Here is a 16493-nt window from a genome sequence, read left to right on the forward strand (position 1 = left end):
GCCGCACCGGGGTCAGTCGGTCGATCCGGCGCCGATCCGGTCGGTGTCGGCCACGACCTCCAGGACCCACGGTCCGCGGGCGTTCCTGACGACTATTTCGACGGGCACCCAGCCGAGGTTCGTCGCCACAACGTGCAGGTACTTCACCTGCGGCACCTGACGATCGACGAAGGAGCATTCGGTGACGAACGCCGGTGATCGTTCGGTCAGCCCCTCGCGCTCGCCGCAACTGGTCGTGGGCGGAACGCCTTCGATCCGCACCCGGAACTGACCCGTCGTCGTCGGGGAGAGCAGCCCGACCGCATGCACCAGTGGACGACCCAGGTCGCTCCTGCTGTCCGCAGGGAGCAGGAGCCTGCCTCTGAACGTGCCGTTGTGGTGCGAGGCAGTGCCTCGCAACGTCAGCACGGGGTGTTCGGACGCGTCCTGCGGTCGCGTGTTGCCGGCCGCCTCCCTGCGGACCTTGTTGAGAGTCAGGTCGTGTTGGACCTCGAAATCCTTTGTGGCGACCGGGTATTCGCTGAGGGGTATCTTCCGGTACACAGCGATCGGCTCCGTGTCCCGTGTGCCGCCGAGCACCATCGCGGAGGCTCTTCCCTCGACCTGGGTGAGCCGTGCGCGGGTTGCCGACTGCGGGCACGAGTCGCCCTCGTCGCGTTCCGATGCCGCGCTCTGCACGGACAGCCGCACCGTCGGATCCACGACCCCGCAGGGGAGTGCGACCGCGCCCCTTGCGCCGGTCGTCACGTCCTGCGCGATGCCGGGCACCATGTCGCGGATGTCGACCAGCTGGTAGCCCTGGAGGTATGTCGGGAAGTGCGTGCCGTGCGCATGGTTGAGGCCGTCGGGCGTCCTCAGCCAGTCGTTGTGCCAGCCCTGGGTGACGATGACGCAGGTCACGGTGAGCGCGATGACCAGGAGTGAGGCGACATACGTCCACCACGGACGGCGCGGTGCAGGCGGAGTGGCATCGATGTCATGGATCGTCGTGGTGGCGCTCGGCGAGGTTGCGAGGTCGCCGAAATCCTCCAGCAGCGAACGCAATTCGCCCGGCTGGCGGGGGAGTTGGGTGTAGGGGATCGAGCGGAGCGTGTCCGTCGTGGTTCGGGAGGAGAGCTGCAACGCGCGAGTGATCGCCCGCTCGTCATACCCCGCGACGACCTGCAACAGGAGCGCGGCGCGTTGCCGCGGTGACAGCCGAACCAGCGGTCGGAACCGCTCCGGCGGTGGTGGATCCCCGGTGTCTGCGGTCGGACGGTCGTCCCTCGCGGCGATCCGCGCCATCTGCAGGAACGCGATGGCGCCGGCACGTGACAGGTCGACGTGCTGGCGTCGCAGGTCGCTGAGCACGGCGACCACGAGCCGCTCCGCGGACTCCTGACCCGCGGTCAGCTGATAGGCGTCGTGGTGCAGGTCCTGCGTCCGGGCGCTGATGAATGCCCTGAGTCCGGCATCTTGTTCTTCGCGCCCCCGCATGCCCGCCAGGATATGTCGCCCGGGCCGCCGGCGCCCCACGTGAGCTGCAGACTCGGCACTCGTGCGGGAACCATCGGCCCGGCGACATACGTCTATGGCAAGACCTTGCGGACGAGTCACGACCTCGTGTCGAAACGTCCGCAGATGGGTGAATTCCACTGTGCAGCAGACAGATTCAGGGGAACCAGGTGAAGAAGCTAGTTGGCAGCACCGTCGCCGGCGTGTGTGGCACGGCGATGATCATCGGGGGTATGACGCTCGCTCAGACGCCCGCCCATGCCGACGGCAACTGCCACGCGTATGGCGTGACGACCGCCAGCGCGAACCGGGCGATCACTGCCGCGTGCGACGAGGTGGCGAAGGGGACGCCATACTCCTGGGCAGGCGGACACCAGCCGAAGCCGGGCCCCTCGACCGGCGTCATCCACGACAGGGGCGATGCACGTTTCGACGACCGGGCCCGGGTCGGCCTGGATTGTTCCGGTTTGGTTCGCTGGGCGTGGTTCCAAGCGACCGGAACGGATTTCGGGGCGGGCGGTACGGCGGTCATGCCTGCGGAGCTCACCGCACACGGCTTCATCCGCACCGGCGGCACGATCCCGACCCGGCCGGGAGACATCCTCGTCTACCCGGGCCACACGGCGATCTACCTCGGTGCGGGCCTGATGGTGCAGGCCGCGAATCACGATGCCGGACTCAACGTCGCGGGCCTGGCCAGTGAGCCGCGGCCGGTGACCGGGGTCTTCCGGTACGGCGGGGGACCGAAGCCGCAGCCGACGCCGGAGCGGCAACCGACCCACACGGCACCACCCGAGCCGGAGCCCGCGCCGACGACCAGGCCGACGACCAGGCCGACGACCAGGCCGACGACGAAGCCGAAGACCAAGCCGGCGGCGAAGCCGAAGACCAAGACGACGGCGAAGCCGAGGACCAAGCCGAAGACCCGGCCGAAGACCTGGCCGACGTACCAGAGCGTGCGGGCGGACGCACCGACCTATCTGGTGCCGGTCGCGTGGCACCAGGTCGGTGTGCTGCACCGGGGGAAGCGCCACTTCGCCTGCCAGGTCCTGAGTGTCGGGCACTCGTTCCGCGGCAAGCACAGCAACTGGTGGCTCCGGACGGATGACACCTCCGGCAACCAGAACGTGTGGGTGAGTGCGACCTATCTCAGCGGCGGTGTCACCGGCGGCCGGGTGGTCGGCGTGCCGACGTGCTGACGTCAGGCGCGACAACGCGATGTATGCCGCACACGCCCTGCGCGTGCACCCGATGGACACGATTCTGCGGCTAGGGTCGGAGCCATGGCGATCGACGCACCCGTGTTGCACGTGACCGGCCGCATCCTGGTCGGCGCCGACGATGTTCGCGATGAGATGTGGGTGATCGACGGGCGGGTCAGCTGGTCCGCGCCACAGGTCACCGAAAACGTCGAGTCCGTGCAGGGGTTCGTGCTCCCCGGACTCGTCGACGCACATTGCCACGTCGGGCTCGAGGCACATGGTGGTGTCGACAAGGAGACGACCGAGCAGCACGCGGTCAGTGAGCGAGAGGCCGGCGCACTGTTGTTGCGTGATGCGGGCTCGCCGGTCGACACGCACTGGATCGACGACCGCGACGACTTGCCGCGGATCATCCGCGCCGGGCGGCACATCGCTCGAACCAAGCGCTACATCCGCAACTTCGCGCACGAGATCGAGCCCGAGGACCTCGTGGCCTATGTACGGCAGGAGGCGCGCCGGGGTGACGGCTGGGTCAAGCTCGTCGGTGACTGGATCGACCGCGACCGCGGTGACCTCGCACCGTGCTGGCCGCGCGAAGCCCTCAAGGCCGCGATCGATGTCGCGCATGAAGAGGGTGCACGCGTGACGGCGCACTGCTTCGGTGAGGAGTCACTGCTCGACTTCGCCGCAGCGGGCACGGACTGCATCGAGCACGCCACCGGGCTGCTGCCGGAGTCGATCGATCTGTTTGCCCAGCAAGGTATTTCGATCGTGCCGACATTGGTCAACATCGAGAACTTCCCGAAGTTCGCCGAGGCCGGTGAGGCGAAGTTCCCGTCATACGGCGCGCACATGCGTGACCTCTACGCACGCCGGTTCGACACGATCGCAGCCGCGCACGAAGCGGGCGTGCCGATCTGGGTCGGCACCGACGCCGGCGGTCAACTGCCGCACGGTCTGGCCGCGGCCGAGGTCGCCGAGCTGACTCGCGCCGGCATGAGCAACCTGGAGGCGATCAGCGCCGCCACGTGGGGCGCCAGGGAGTGGCTCGGCCGGCCCGGTCTCGACGAGGGGGAGAGCGCCGACTTCGTTGTCTACCAGTCCGATCCACGCGATGATGTCGGCGTGCTGGCGGACCCGCAGCGGATCGTGTTGCGCGGTCGGCAGGTGTGAAGTCGCGCGTGTGTGATCGACGAACCGCCGGCCCTGGAAGGATGGACACGTGAGTTGGCGCCTTCCCCCGTTGCGATCGTCCGGCCGGCGTGTATGGGTGCACACGGTGCGACGCGAGGACGTTGCGTCATACCGATCGGCGGTGCAGCAGTCGGCGGCCCGCATCGGAGTCTGGAACCCCGTCAACCCCGACGACATCAGTTGGCACCTGGATCGGCAGAGCGAGGAGCACCGCACGTTCCTGATCCATGCGACCGATCCCGAGGGCAGCCACGGCATCGTCGGAAAGGTCAACGTCACCAACGTTGTTCGCGGTCGCTTCCAGAACGGCGTGCTCGGGTATGACGCCTACGACCCGTATGTCGGCAGGGGTCTCTTCGCCGACGGACTGCGTCAGATCATCAACCTCGCGTTCGCCGGAGCGCCGCAGGGGATGGGCTTGCACCGGCTCGAAGCGAACGTCCGGCCGGGCAACTCGACCTCCGCTGGCCTGCTGCGGTCACTCGGCTTCCGGCGCGAAGGGCTCGTCCGGGACATGCTGTGGCTGCCGGGTGCGGAGGGCACGGCGTGGCGCGATCACGTGGTGCATGCCGTGACGCGGGACGAGTGGCCGGCTCCGGCATACGCACCGCATCGACCGACCCGGGTCGCCGTGCTCGTCGAGGGCCTGCCCGGGTCGGGACGGTCGATCCTGGCGCCGCGGGTGGCGACCGAGCTCGGGATTCCGCTCTTCAGCGGCGAGACCCTGACGGCGGGGCCGGGAACGGCCGATGACGTGCTGTGGGCGGTGCTGGCCGCATCGCCGGTCGGGGGAGTCGTCGAGCACAGCTGGACCACCGACCAGCACGACGCCGTCGCGGCCGGGCTGCGGAAGGCCGGCTTCGACCCGTCGGTCGTCCCGCACGTCTGGTGCGACGCTCCGGCCGGGCTCGCCCGAAGCCGAACCCTTGCACAGCCGAACACCACACTGCCGGAAGACGATTGGATCGCGCTGGTGGCGACGTGTCGACCGCTCCCGTTCGGCACTCCGCTCGCGGTGGACGGTGGCCGCCCGGTGGACAGCCGCACGGTCACGCGGGTGGCCCTGCACGCACGGACGATCTTCGTCTAGCGCGGCGCTACCGGCTGCTGCTGGGTGATGCAGTGGATGCCGCCGCCCCGTGCGAAGAGCGGTCGCGCGTCGACGGTGACCACACGGCGGCCCGGGTAGGCATCCGCGAGGACCGCTACCGCTTCCTCGTCATTCGCATCGCCGAACGAGCACGCGATCACACCGTCGTTGACGACGAGGTGGTTGAGGTAGCTGTAGTCGACCGGCCCCTCGTCGTCCTCGATCACGACCGGAGCGGGCACCTTGCGGATGTCCCAGCTGCGTCCCGCGGCATCGGTCGTGTCGCGCAGGGCATGCTCGATCTCTTGCATGACAGTGTGATCCGGGTGGTCGGGGTTGCGCTGGTCGTGCAGCAGCAGCACGCCGGGGGAGGGTATGGCGGCGACGATGTCGACATGGCCGCGGGTGCCGAAGCGCTGGGAGTCACGGGTCAGTCCGCGCGGCAGCCACACCACGTGAGTGGCGCCGATGGTCCGTGCCAGCTCGGCCTCGATGTCCGCCTTCGATGCGTCGGGATTGCGGCCCGGGTCGAGCTGCACGGTCTCGGTGACCAGCACCGTGCCCTCGCCGTCGACGTGAAATCCGCCGCCCTCATTGACGATTGACGACTTGATGCGGGTGACGCCCACCTGCTCCAGGACGTATGACGCCACCTTCGCATCGTTGTCCCAGGTGGCCCAGTCCTGCGCACCCCAGCCGTTGAAGGTCCAGTCGACGCCGGCGAGGGCGCCGTCGGCATGGACGAAGGTCGGGCCGATGTCGCGCATCCAGGCGTCGTCGAGCGGTGTGTGCACGATGTCGACCTCCGCCGACAGGTAGCGGCGCGCGACCTCCTCATCGGCCGGGTCGACGACCATGGTGACCGGCTCGAACTCCAGCGCCGCGTGCGCGACCGCGGCCCAGGTGGAACGCGCTTCGTCCGCTTCGGCCGGAGTGTCTCCCAGCGTGTAGCCCTGGGACGGGAACGCCATCCAGATGCGCTCTTGCGGGGCGGTCTCACTCGGCATACGGGGACCCGGGCGCTGCCCGTCAGCCGAGTCCTTCGTTCCCTCGCTGCGCTCGCTCATGCGCCAACATTCCCATATCCCAACTCTCACCTGCCGACAGGACACAAAACACACCGAGAGGACACGAGAATCAGGGCGTAAACGCCCAGTTTTCGTGTCCTCCCGGTGTTCTGGTGTCCTCTCGGTGAGGAGGTGTGCCGTGTCGGGTCAGGCGGCGGGTTCTGCCGAACCGTCCTCGGCCGGCGCGACCTGCTCGGACTGGCGCAGGTCCTCGCGAGTGTTCGGCTGCTTCATCCGCAGCGCCTGCTCGGTCAGGTAGCGCACGTAGGCGTAGTTGGTGAAGAAGCCGGGCAGGTAGTCACCCAGCGCGGTCACCGTCAGCACCTCACGCGCCGCCTCGTAACGTGCGGTCGCGTGCTCGTCGAGACCGCGCGTCAGCTTGGTCATCTCCTCGTCGATCACCCGGTCCAGCAGCTCACGGGTGACGTGCGGACCTTCGGCCAACTGCGACTCGTGATGCAGCCACTGCCACAACTGAGCACGCGAGATCTCAACGGTTGCAGCGTCTTCCATCAAGTTGTCGATGGTGATGGCGCCCTTGCCGTCGACCCACGCTGCCAGGTAGCGCAGCGCCACCGACACATTGGTGCGAACGCCGTGCAGGCTGATCGTCTGCTGCACGCCCTCGAGCGAGATGAGGTCGCGCGCCGTGACGTTCACCGCCTGGCGCAGCGAGCGCTGGTCGGTGCGGTCACCCAGGATGCTGCGGTATGCCGCCAGGCAGGTCTCCACCAGTGCCGGATGCGCCACCCAGGAGCCGTCGAAGCCCTCGGTCGCCTCGCGCTGCTTCTCGGCGGTGACCTGCGCCAGCGCGCGGTGCCGGGTCTCCTCGTCCTGACCGGTCGGGTTGACCGCCGCCGGACCGCCGATCGCGTAGGCCCACCGCTTGTGGCAGGTGGCCACCAGCAGCTGGGTCAGCGACCGCAGGATCGGCGTGGTCATGGTGATCTTCTCGCGGTCGGGCAGCACGAACTCGTCGCCGCGGTGCGCGAAGGTGCGCACGTAGCTGAAGATGTAGTCCCAGCGGCCGGCGTTCAACCCGCTGCAGTGCGAACGCAATTCGTAGAGGATCTCGTCCATCTCGAATGCCGCGGGCAACGTCTCGATCAGCACCGTCGCACGGATGGTGCCCTGCGGTATGCCGAGCTCGCGCTGCGCGAGGACGAACACGTCGTTCCACAACCGCGCCTCGAGGTGCGACTCGATCTTCGGCAGGTAGAAGTAGGGACCCGCGCCGTTCTCGATCAGCTGCTTCGCGTTGTGGAAGAAGTAGAGACCGAAATCGAACAGCGACGCGGAGATCGGCCGGCCGTCGATGGTGATGTGCTTCTCGCACAGGTGCCACCCGCGCGGTCGCATGATGATCGTCGGGCCGTCACCGTCGGTGGTCAGCGTTGCGCCGTCCGAGGACTTGTAGCTGAGGTCGCCGCGGATGGCGTCATACAACGTGATCTGACCATCGATGATGTTCTGCCAGGACGGAGCGACACCGTCCTCCAGGTCGGCCAGCCAGGCCGAGGCACCGGAGTTCATCGCGTGCGCCGCGGTGCTGGGGGAGGCCGGCGCGATCAGCTCGCAGCGCCGGTCGGCGAGACCGGGCGCGGGCGCCGCGACCTTCCAGGTCGGGTCGGCGCGGATCGCCGCCGTCTCCGGCAGGAAGTCCACGGTGGCACCGGCGTCGATCTCCTTGGCGCGGCGGCGCCGCTCGGCCAGGAGCTCGGCGCGGCGACCCGCGAAGGCGCCGTCGAGTGTGGCTACGAAGGCAAGAGCTTCCGGGGTCACAATCTGGTCGAAGCGTGGGTGCTTGGTGCCGTGCACCACTGGAGTGCCGTGCGTGTCACACATGACAGGTGTCCTTTCCGGGTTGCGAATTGCCTTGCAGTTGCTGGTATTCGGGGTTGAGCGTGGTCTTGAAACGAATGAGGGTTTACCCGGGCCTGCGCAGCCGGAGCCAGGTGACTGCGCAGACCCGGGTAAGTAGGGGTGATCAGCCGTCAGGCCGATCGGGCGAAGCGGATGATCAGAACTGAGCCGCTTCGGTGGAGTCCTTCAGCGCGGTGGTGGCGCTGTCGGGGTTCAGTGCGGTGGAGACCAGGTCGAAGTAACCGGTGCCGACCTCGCGCTGGTGCTTGGTCGCGGTGTAGCCGCGCTCCTCGCTGGCGAACTCCTGCTCCTGCAGCTTCACGTAGGCTGACATCTGCTCACGGGCGTAACCGTGGGCCAGGTCGAACATCGAGTAGTTCAGGGCGTGGAAGCCGGCCAGGGTGATGAACTGGAACTTGAAGCCCATGGCGCCCAGCTCGCGCTGGAACTTGGCGATGGTGTCGTCGTCGAGGTGCTTCTTCCAGTTGAACGACGGGCTGCAGTTGTAGGCCAGCATCTGGTCCGGGAAGTCCTTGTGCACGGCGTCCGCGAACTTCTTGGCCAGCTCGAGGTCCGGGGTGCCGGTCTCCATCCAGATGAGGTCGGCGTACTCGGCATACGCCTTCGCACGGGCGATGCAGGGCTCGATGCCGTTGCGGACCTTGTAGAAGCCCTCCGAGGTGCGCTCACCGGTGAGGAACTCGCGGTCACGCTCGTCGACGTCGGTGGTCAGCAGGGTCGCGGCCTCGGCGTCCGTGCGGGCGATGACGACCGACGGGGTGCCGGAGACATCGGCTGCCAGCCGCGCGGCGTTCAGGGTGCGGACGTGCTGCTGGGTCGGGATCAGCACCTTGCCACCGAGGTGGCCGCACTTCTTCTCCGAGGCCAGCTGGTCCTCCCAGTGCACACCGGCGGCGCCGGAGGCGATCATGTTCTTCATCAGCTCGAACGCGTTCAGCGGGCCACCGAAGCCGGCCTCGGCATCCGCGACGATCGGGACGATCCACTCGTCGACGGTCTTGATGCCCTCGGAGAACTCGATCTGGTCGGCACGCATCAGTGCGTTGTTGATGCGGCGCACGACGGCCGGGACCGAGTTGGCCGGGTAGAGCGACTGGTCGGGGTAGGTCTGGCCCGCGAGGTTCGCGTCACCGGCGACCTGCCACCCGGACAGGTAGATGGCCTTCAGGCCCGCCTTGACCTGCTGCACCGCCTGGTTGCCGGTCAGCGCGCCCAGCGCGTTGACGTAGTCCTCGGAGTGCAGCTTGTCCCACAGCTGCTCGGCGCCGCGCTTGGCGAGGGTGAACTCCTCCTGGACCGAGCCGCGCAGCTTGACGACGTCGCCGGCGGTGTAGTCGCGCTTGACGCCGGCCCAGCGGGGGTTGCTGTGCCAGTCGTTCTGCAGGGCAGTCTCCTGCTCGGTGGTGCTCGGCTGCTGCTCGGTGCTCATAGCTCCTGCGGTCCTTTCCCAAATGCGGTGCTTTCGATGAACCCAACTCTGGGGTAACCACAACCTCGAACAACAGCAGGTTTCGGATAAAAAAACGCGAATTTTGCGATAGTGTCTCCCCATGGCCCGAGTTTCACCGACCAAGTCCGCTGATCGTGGTGTCAAAAAGGCGTCTTCTGTGACCCCCGCCACACGAAAATCCGATCCGGGGCGACTGACCAACCCCGAGGTGAAGACCACGGTGAAGGAGGTCTCCAACGCTCCCGATGCCCTGACGATCGGCCGTCGCGTGCGACACGTGCGGCAGGAGGCCGGGCGCACGCTCGGCGACGTCGCCGAGGCGGTCGGTATGTCGACCTCCGCCCTGTCGCTGATCGAGAACGGCAAGCGCGAGCCGCGCCTCTCGGTCGTGTCGGCCCTTGCGGCGGAGTTGGACACGCCGCTCGCCGACCTCCTGTCGACAGCGCCGCCGAGCCGGCGCGCGGCACTGGAGATCCGGCTCGAGCGTGCGCAACGCCTGCCGTCATACGAGTCACTGGGGCTGCCGCGCGTGAAGGTCAGCCCGCGCCTGCCGACCGAGGCTTTGGAGGCGCTGGTCGGGATGCACGAGGCGATGGCGTCCGCGCGCGCCGACAGTGCCGCGACACCCGAGCACGCCCGTCGCGCGAATGCGCAGCTGCGCGAGCGCATGCGGGCGGCGGACAACTACTTCGGTGACATCGAGGAGGAGGCCGGCAAACTCCTCGGCGCCATCCATCACCCGGGAGGTCCGATCAGTCGGGCCGCGGTCGACCGCATCGCCGGGCACCTGGGGTACAAGCTGGTGCACACCTCCGACCTGCCCGGCTCCACGCGCACGGTCACTGACCTGCACAACCGACGCATCTACCTGCCGCAACCCGAAGCGGGACAACATGATTCGCGGTCGTTGGCCTTGCACGCGGTCGGCCATCTCATCCTCGGTCACCAGCCACCGGCCGACTACGCGGAGTTCCTGTCCCAGCGTGTCGAGATCAACTATTTCGCCGCCGCGCTGCTGATGCCGGAGGGCGAGACCGTCGACTTCCTGCGGCGTGCCAAGGCCGAGAAGGACATCGCGATTGAGGACCTGCGCGATGCCTACGCCGTGTCCTACGAGACCGCAGCACACCGCTTCACCAACCTGGCGACGCGGCACCTGGGGCTGCCCGTGCACTTCATGCGGATCAGCCAGGACGGTGTCGTCTACAAGGCGTACGAGAACGACGGCGTGCGCTTCCCGACCGATCCGATGGGCGCCATCGAGGGGCAGCGCGTATGCCGCTCCTGGACCGCCCGCCGCGTGTTCGAGCAGCCGGACCTGTCGCAGGCCTATCAGGCCTACACCGACACCCGCTCCGGCACGTACTGGTGCACCGCCGTCATCGACCGCACCCGGGACGGGCTCTTCGCGGTCAACGTCGGCGTGCCCTACCAGCACGTGAAGTGGATGCGCGGACGCGAGACCACCGAGCGTGCGGTGTCCCGATGCCCCGACCCGAGCTGCTGCAATCAGCCGCCGGACGGTCTGGCGGAGCGCTGGTCCGGCCTGGCCTGGCCGTCGGCGCGAGTCCATTCGCATCTGCTCGCCGCCATGCCGCCCGGTGTCTTCCCGGGCGTCGACGACACCGAGGTCTACCGCTTCCTGGATCGGCACGCGTCGTCGTCCAGCTGAAGCTCCGTGCATAAGTGGCAACGGTCGCTGGAACGGGACGGCTTTTCGGGTGCGTCAGCCGCCGAGGTCGTGCACCAGTTCGTTCGCCGACTTCCGCGTGAGGGCGCCGATCACCCGAATGTTCCCGCCGGCGATCGGCTCCACGACCTCGGGGGCGGTCAGCAGACGACCCGTGGACGGCGATCCCACGACGACGGCGAGCTTGTTCTGTGGGGAGGACCTTCTGCTCATCGTCGTGGTCAGCGACTTGAACCTGCGCGCGTCCTGGGGCCCGAGCCCGATGTTCACCGACCACTGCGGCTGTGAGGTCGCCTCAACCGACCGCAACGTCGTCACCGTCAACGCCGGCTTGGCGAGATGCAGGCAGGTCTTGGCCGTGGGGTCCTCGATCATCGTGGCGCTGTGGGCGGGGCAGTTGCCCTGTGTCTCCGAGCGGACCGGCAGGAACTCCAGGGGCGCGGCGGGATGGATGGGCGGGCGGCTGTTTGCAGCAGCCGATGATGACTGACTGCCCACTGCTGCCGATGAGTTGCCGGGGTCGCTGCTCGGGTCGGTGATCTGCCGGCTCCCGCCGCTGCACGAACTCAGCGAAACGGCCAGCCCCACTGCGGCCGCCAGGACGACATTGCGACGGTTGCGGTGGGGGAGCACGCGCTGAGCATCACCGACACGCAGTGCCGTGTCAACGACGCCGCGCCGGCGGACGTCGTTCACACGGTGGTCGAGTGGTGAACTCGGCCGGGCGACGTCAGCCGGCGAGGTGATCCCACTGGGTGCGCAGCTGCGACCAGGGACCGATCGCGGTCACGGTGCCGTCGACCAGCACGACGACCCGGTCGGCCTGGGCGAGCGCGGCGCGCTTGGACGTTGCGCCGATCACCGTGGTGTGCCGCTCGCGCAGCGCCGCCCACAACTCGATCTCGGTGCTCGCGTCGAGTGCGCTCGAGACGTCGTCCGCGAGCAACAGCTCACTCTCGGTCGCCAGCGCGCGAGCCAGGGCCAAGCGCTGGACCTGCCCACCGGACAGTCGCACGCCGCGGTGACCGATCACCGAATCGGCACCACCTGCAGCGTCCACGTCGGGCGTCAGCCGGGCGGTCGCGACCGGCTCCTCGAAGGGCCGGTCGTGGCCCAGTTGGACGTTGTCGGCGAAGGTGCCCGACAGCACCCGGGGCACCTGTGCGACATGCGCGATCTGCGCCGGGCGCATGAACGCTTGCGCGTCGGCGACCTCCTCGTGATTCCACTGCAGGGACCCGCTGTGTGACAGCAGTCCCGCGAGTGAGCTCAGCAGACTCGACTTGCCGGAGCCGATCTGCCCCAAGAGGAGCACGAACTCCCCGCGCCGGACGGTCAGGTCGACATCGGCGACGCCGATCGTGCCGTCGTCGTGTATGGCGGAGAAGTCGCGAATCGTCAGCTCTTGCAACGGATTACGAGCGACCTTCGGCGGCGCCGGTGCTGTGCCCTCCAGCAGGTTGATGTCGGGGGACAGGCTGACCAGATCGACGCCACCGGCGAAGCGACTCGTCGCCTTCTGCCAGGCACGCGCTCCGGGCGCCTCGGTGACGACGGAGCCGGCGACCCGGCCGAACCAGTCGAAACCGCTGACGGCATTCGCCACCAGAATGGCGGTGGCCAGGCCCCAGACACCCTCGAGGAAGGCGGCCCACGCCACCACGACACCGACCTGCACCAGGATGATCGGCACACCGTCGAGGATCGCCCGAACGCGGTGCTCGGAGATCGCGGCGTCGACCCGGCCACCGTCGACGCGCTGCAGGTGCTGATGCACCTCCGGGGTGCGGGAGGCCAGCTTGACCGTGCGCGCCGACTCCAGGGCGGACACGAGCGCACGGCCGAAGTTGGCACGGGACTCCGACGCCTTGGCGGCCGAGCGACCGGCGATCGGCCGGCCGGCCGACGAGGCAACGGCGGCACCGACCATCACACCGAGCAGCACGAGGCCGGCGAGCACGGTGCCACTGATGATCGCGGTCACCGCGGCGATCAGCAGACCATTGATGAAGTCGACCCAGCGGTCGGCATACATCGCGAACCGGTCGGAGTCGAGCGCGCGACCCATGACCTCGCCGGGCGGCGTCTTTGCCAGCCGGTGACCGCGGGTCTGGCCGATGAGCACCGACATCCGGGTGCGGAGCAGCACCTCGACCCACCAGCGCGGATAGCGCCGGATGGCCTCGGACAACATCACCGGCCCGGCGAGCAGGCTGAGCACCAGCAGGACGCCGAGGGTGGTGGGGGTGTGGCCGGCCTTGAGGTCCTCGACGGCGTTGCCCCAGACGAGCCCGGTGATCGCACCGAGCGAACCCAGCAGCGCCGAGCCGAGGAAGAGACCGATGGCGGTCGCGCCCCACCGTGGGGTGATCCGCAGGGCGTGCGCGATGCCGCGTGCCAGGGACGGGCCATGGCCCGGGTCGTCGATCTCCGGCGCAGGACCGGTGCGTCGACGCCCGCCGACCTGCTCGCCGTGCGCATGTTGCTCGGCGAGTTCCTGCTCGTGCTCCTCGACCTCGTGCGCGGCGGATGCCTCGAGCAGCGACCGGAAGGGTCCTTCGACGGTCGCGAGCGTCTCCCGCGGGCCGCTCTGCACGAGCCGGCCGCGGTCGAGCACCGCGACCTGGTCGGCTCGCGCGATGGTGCTCAGCCGGTGTGCGACGAGCACACCGGTGCGCCCGGCCAGCAGGTGCTCGGCGGCCGACACCACACGTCGCTCGGTCAACGGATCCATGCGGGCGGTCGCCTCGTCGAGGACGACGACGCGCACATCGCGCACGAGCAGCCGGGCGAACGCGACCAGTTGCTCCTCACCGGCGGACAGCGACGTGCCACTGGCACCGAGCACGGTGTCGAGCCCGTCCGGAAGTCCCTCGACCCAGTCGGTCAGGCCGAGGCGGTCGACCGCCGCCACGATCGTCTCGCGCGGGATGTCGGCGAAGAGTGCGATGTTCTCGGCGAGGGTGCCGACCAGCAACTCGGTGCGCTGCGTGACGACACCGACCGAGGACCGCAACTGCGCCAGGTCGAGCGTGGTCACGTCGGCATCGCCGAGGAAGACCATGCCGGGTGGCGGCTCGACGGCACGGGAGAGGAGCGACGCCAGCGTCGACTTACCCGAACCGGTACGCCCGACGAGCGCGACGGTGTGGCCCGCGGGCACAGTCAGGCTCAACTCCCGGAGTGCGAACGAGCCCTCGTCATAACTGAATTCGAGGTTTTCGAGCCGTATGTCGAGAGACTTCTGCGGCAGGGCCGCACCGCCGACCGGCTCCGGCTCGACCGACAGCATCTGGCGCAGTCGGATGAGTGCGCCGATGCCGGTCTGCAGGTCGGGCAGGTGCCGTGCGGTCATGTCGATCTGACCGACGAACGTCGTGGTGACGAGGAACAGCGTGACGACGGCAGCGATCGACATACCGCCGCTGGACACGAGGGCGATGCCGACCAGGCCGACCGCCGCCAGCAGGCCGTGCAACAGCACGCTGGCGCGCAGGGTCAGCATCCACTCCAGGTCGAGGACGCTCTTGAACCGCTCGTGGATGGTCGCGGAGAGGCGGGCGAGCCGGGCGATCGCGAACGGCTGGCCGAAACTGGTGCGCAGGTCGTCGGCTCCGGCGATGCTCTCCTCGAGCGCGGCGGCGTGATCGGTCCAGGAGATCTCCTCGGCGACCTTGCGCCGGGCGAGCTCGCCGAGCTTGGGCTTGATCACCAGGAAGGTGACGCTGGCAATGGCGGGGAAGAGCAACCATGCCGGCCACCAGGTGAAGCCCGCGATGAGCCACATCGGAACGAGCGCCACGAGCGTCTGCAGCAGGCGCCATACCTGCTGGCGCAGCAGGGTGCCGACCTCGTGCGTGTCGTCGTCGACGCGGTCGAGGACTTCGCCGACTGCCTGCTCGGACAACGCCGAAAGTGGTTGGTGCAGAGCGGCATCCAGCAGATCGGCGCGGAGCGCGCCCTCGGCGCGGTCGATGATGGAGGCCCAGAAGTAGCGACCGACAGTGTCCAGCACCGCGCCACCGACCACGCACAGTGCCAGCAGGATCACCAGCGTGCTCGTCGGGTGGGCGGCCAGTCGGCCGGCGACGACCGTCCCCATCGTTTGTGCGATGGTGCCGATGGCGAGCACTGCCAGGGTGAACGTTGTCGGTATGCCGGCCAGCCGCCGCCAGCCGAGCTGGCGACGGTGATCCTGTGGGGGAGTGGCCGACGGCTGGGTGACGGTGCCGTCGGCGGCACGAGAGGCGGTGGTGGTCATCGTTGATCCACGCTACGCGGATGGACCGACAATCGCATTTTGATTTTCGACCCTTCGAGACGCCCGCTCGTACCTCACGGTCTCCTCAGGGATCTTCGGTCGAGACGCCCGCTCGTACCTCACGGTCTCCTCAGGGATCTCCCGTCCAGATATATGAAGAAGGGCGCGAAACCGGCCGCCATACGGTCGATTTCGCGCCCCTTCAAGCGGACTTGAGGAAGGTCAGCCCTTCAGGTCCTCCAGCGAGTCGATCTTCATGTACTTCGGCACCGCGATCGTCAGCGGAGCGCTGTCGTACCACTTGACGATCTTGGTCAGGTCCTTGCCGTACTTGGCCCAGTACGTCTTGTGCGTGGCCGGCAACCAGCTGTCGAGGTAGAGATCGACGTCGCCCTTGGACAGGCCGACGTAAACCGGGCCGGCGTCGGAGACCTGAGTCATCTTGACTGTGTATCCCTTGCCCTCGAGGATCTTCTTCCACAGGTGGGTGGTGGCGACGTCCTCGTCCCAGTTGATGTAGCCGATGTTGATCGACTTCTTGCCGGCCTTGGCGGTGACACCCTTCGACAGGCCGTCGACGAAGGACTTGTTCGTCTTCAGCCAGGCGTCGACGCCGGCTGCCGGATCGTCCTTGTGCTTGCGGAGCACCAGCTCTTCCAAGGGCGCCAGGGTGGCGTCGGTCATGTGGAAGTTCTTGACCATCGCGTTGACCTCGGGGAAGTCCGTCGCGAAGCTCTTGGTGCCGATTGCGTAGATGCCGTCCGGTTTGCCCATCGCTCCCTTCGGGTCCTTGAGGTCCTTGATCGGGAACGCGCTGTAGGCCCAGTGTGGGCGCCACAGGGTCACGATGATCGGCTTCTTGGCGTCGGTCGCCTTCTTGAGGGCCGCCAGCATCGATGCCGTCGTCGAGGTCTGCAGCGTCCAGTCGGTCAGGCCGTAGGCCTTCAGCATGCGCTGCGTCGCCATGGTCAGCCCTGCGCCGGGTTCGATGCCGATGATCTTGTGGCCGACCTCGGCACCCACACCGCTGCCGCCGCCGGAGCCCCCATCGGAGCCCTTCGAGCCGCCGCCGGAGGACCCTGCGGTGCCACAGGCGCTGAGCAGGCCGCCGACGCCCAGGGCAGCCAAGCCGCCGAGGACATTTCGTCGAGTGTTTTCCAT

The 16493-nt window shown here is 68.2% G+C and carries 11 protein-coding genes; 4 read left to right on the forward strand and 7 right to left on the reverse strand.

The genetic code is table 11. The features are described 5' to 3' along the window. Positions 1–12: 12 nt before the first annotated feature. On the reverse strand, positions 13–1476 hold the full coding sequence (locus VG502_RS09945; protein WP_325549891.1) for a hypothetical protein: 1464 nt from the start codon (positions 1474–1476) through the stop codon (positions 13–15). A gap of 188 nt (positions 1477–1664) precedes the next feature. Between VG502_RS09945 and VG502_RS09950 the strand changes: the two genes are divergently transcribed. The 3 genes from VG502_RS09950 to VG502_RS09960 all read left to right on the forward strand — a co-directional run bounded on the left by VG502_RS09950 (position 1665) and on the right by VG502_RS09960 (position 4980). Beyond that, the gene (locus VG502_RS09950) at positions 1665–2693 is read left to right on the forward strand and encodes an NlpC/P60 family protein (RefSeq protein ID WP_325549892.1); all 1029 of its coding nucleotides are present in this window, start codon (positions 1665–1667) and stop codon (positions 2691–2693) included. A 90-nt stretch (positions 2694–2783) separates the two neighbouring features. Beyond that, entirely contained in the window at positions 2784–3869 is a 1086-nt protein-coding gene (locus VG502_RS09955) for an amidohydrolase family protein (protein ID WP_325549942.1), read from the forward strand. A 49-nt stretch (positions 3870–3918) separates the two neighbouring features. Further along, positions 3919–4980 carry a GNAT family N-acetyltransferase gene (locus VG502_RS09960; protein ID WP_325549893.1) on the forward strand — a complete coding sequence of 354 codons (1062 nt, stop codon included), beginning with the start codon at positions 3919–3921 and terminating at the stop codon, positions 4978–4980. Here VG502_RS09960 and VG502_RS09965 read toward each other — a convergent pair. The 3 genes from VG502_RS09965 to aceA form a co-directional block, all read right to left on the reverse strand. Further along, on the reverse strand, positions 4977–6047 hold the full coding sequence (locus tag VG502_RS09965) for an agmatine deiminase family protein (protein ID WP_325549894.1): 1071 nt from the start codon (positions 6045–6047) through the stop codon (positions 4977–4979). The two genes, VG502_RS09960 and VG502_RS09965, sit on opposite strands and share 4 nt — an antisense overlap. 147 nt (positions 6048–6194) lie before the next feature. Beyond that, positions 6195–7892 carry a malate synthase A gene (aceB, locus tag VG502_RS09970; protein ID WP_325549895.1) on the reverse strand — a complete coding sequence of 566 codons (1698 nt, stop codon included), beginning with the start codon at positions 7890–7892 and terminating at the stop codon, positions 6195–6197. A 175-nt stretch (positions 7893–8067) separates the two neighbouring features. Next, entirely contained in the window at positions 8068–9360 is a 1293-nt protein-coding gene (gene aceA / locus VG502_RS09975; RefSeq protein WP_325549896.1) for an isocitrate lyase, read from the reverse strand. 178 nt (positions 9361–9538) lie between these two features. Here aceA and VG502_RS09980 point away from each other — a divergent pair, with 178 nt between their 5' ends. Beyond that, entirely contained in the window at positions 9539–11053 is a 1515-nt protein-coding gene (locus VG502_RS09980) for a helix-turn-helix domain-containing protein (protein WP_325549897.1), read from the forward strand. 54 nt (positions 11054–11107) lie between these two features. Here the strand turns inward: VG502_RS09980 and VG502_RS09985 are convergent, their stop codons facing one another. The 3 genes from VG502_RS09985 to VG502_RS09995 form a co-directional block, all read right to left on the reverse strand. Beyond that, a complete protein-coding gene (locus VG502_RS09985) occupies positions 11108–11704 on the reverse strand; it encodes a SecDF P1 head subdomain-containing protein (RefSeq protein ID WP_325549898.1) in 597 nt (198 codons plus the stop codon). 97 nt (positions 11705–11801) lie between these two features. Further along, the gene (locus VG502_RS09990; RefSeq protein ID WP_325549899.1) at positions 11802–15332 is read right to left on the reverse strand and encodes an ABC transporter ATP-binding protein; all 3531 of its coding nucleotides are present in this window, start codon (positions 15330–15332) and stop codon (positions 11802–11804) included. 222 nt (positions 15333–15554) lie between these two features. Beyond that, positions 15555–16493, reverse strand: coding sequence for a glycine betaine ABC transporter substrate-binding protein (locus tag VG502_RS09995; protein WP_325549900.1), 939 nt, complete (start codon positions 16491–16493; stop codon positions 15555–15557).

Origin of the sequence: Flexivirga sp. (assembly GCF_035551235.1) — a bacterium.
In the GTDB taxonomy this organism is placed as follows: Bacteria; Actinomycetota; Actinomycetes; order Actinomycetales; family Dermatophilaceae; genus Flexivirga.

What these genes read in the sequence shown, in the direction of transcription:
- VG502_RS09945 (WP_325549891.1), bottom strand. Translation starts at nt 1,476, where the DNA reads ATGCGGGGGCGCGAAGAACAAGATGCCGGACTCAGGGCATTCATCAGC.
- VG502_RS09965 (WP_325549894.1), bottom strand. Translation starts at nt 6,047, where the DNA reads ATGAGCGAGCGCAGCGAGGGAACGAAGGACTCGGCTGACGGGCAGCGC.
- aceB (WP_325549895.1), bottom strand. Translation starts at nt 7,892, where the DNA reads ATGTGTGACACGCACGGCACTCCAGTGGTGCACGGCACCAAGCACCCA.
- aceA (WP_325549896.1), bottom strand. Translation starts at nt 9,360, where the DNA reads ATGAGCACCGAGCAGCAGCCGAGCACCACCGAGCAGGAGACTGCCCTG.
- VG502_RS09990 (WP_325549899.1), bottom strand. Translation starts at nt 15,332, where the DNA reads ATGACCACCACCGCCTCTCGTGCCGCCGACGGCACCGTCACCCAGCCG.
- VG502_RS09995 (WP_325549900.1), bottom strand. Translation starts at nt 16,493, where the DNA reads ATGGAAAACACTCGACGAAATGTCCTCGGCGGCTTGGCTGCCCTGGGC.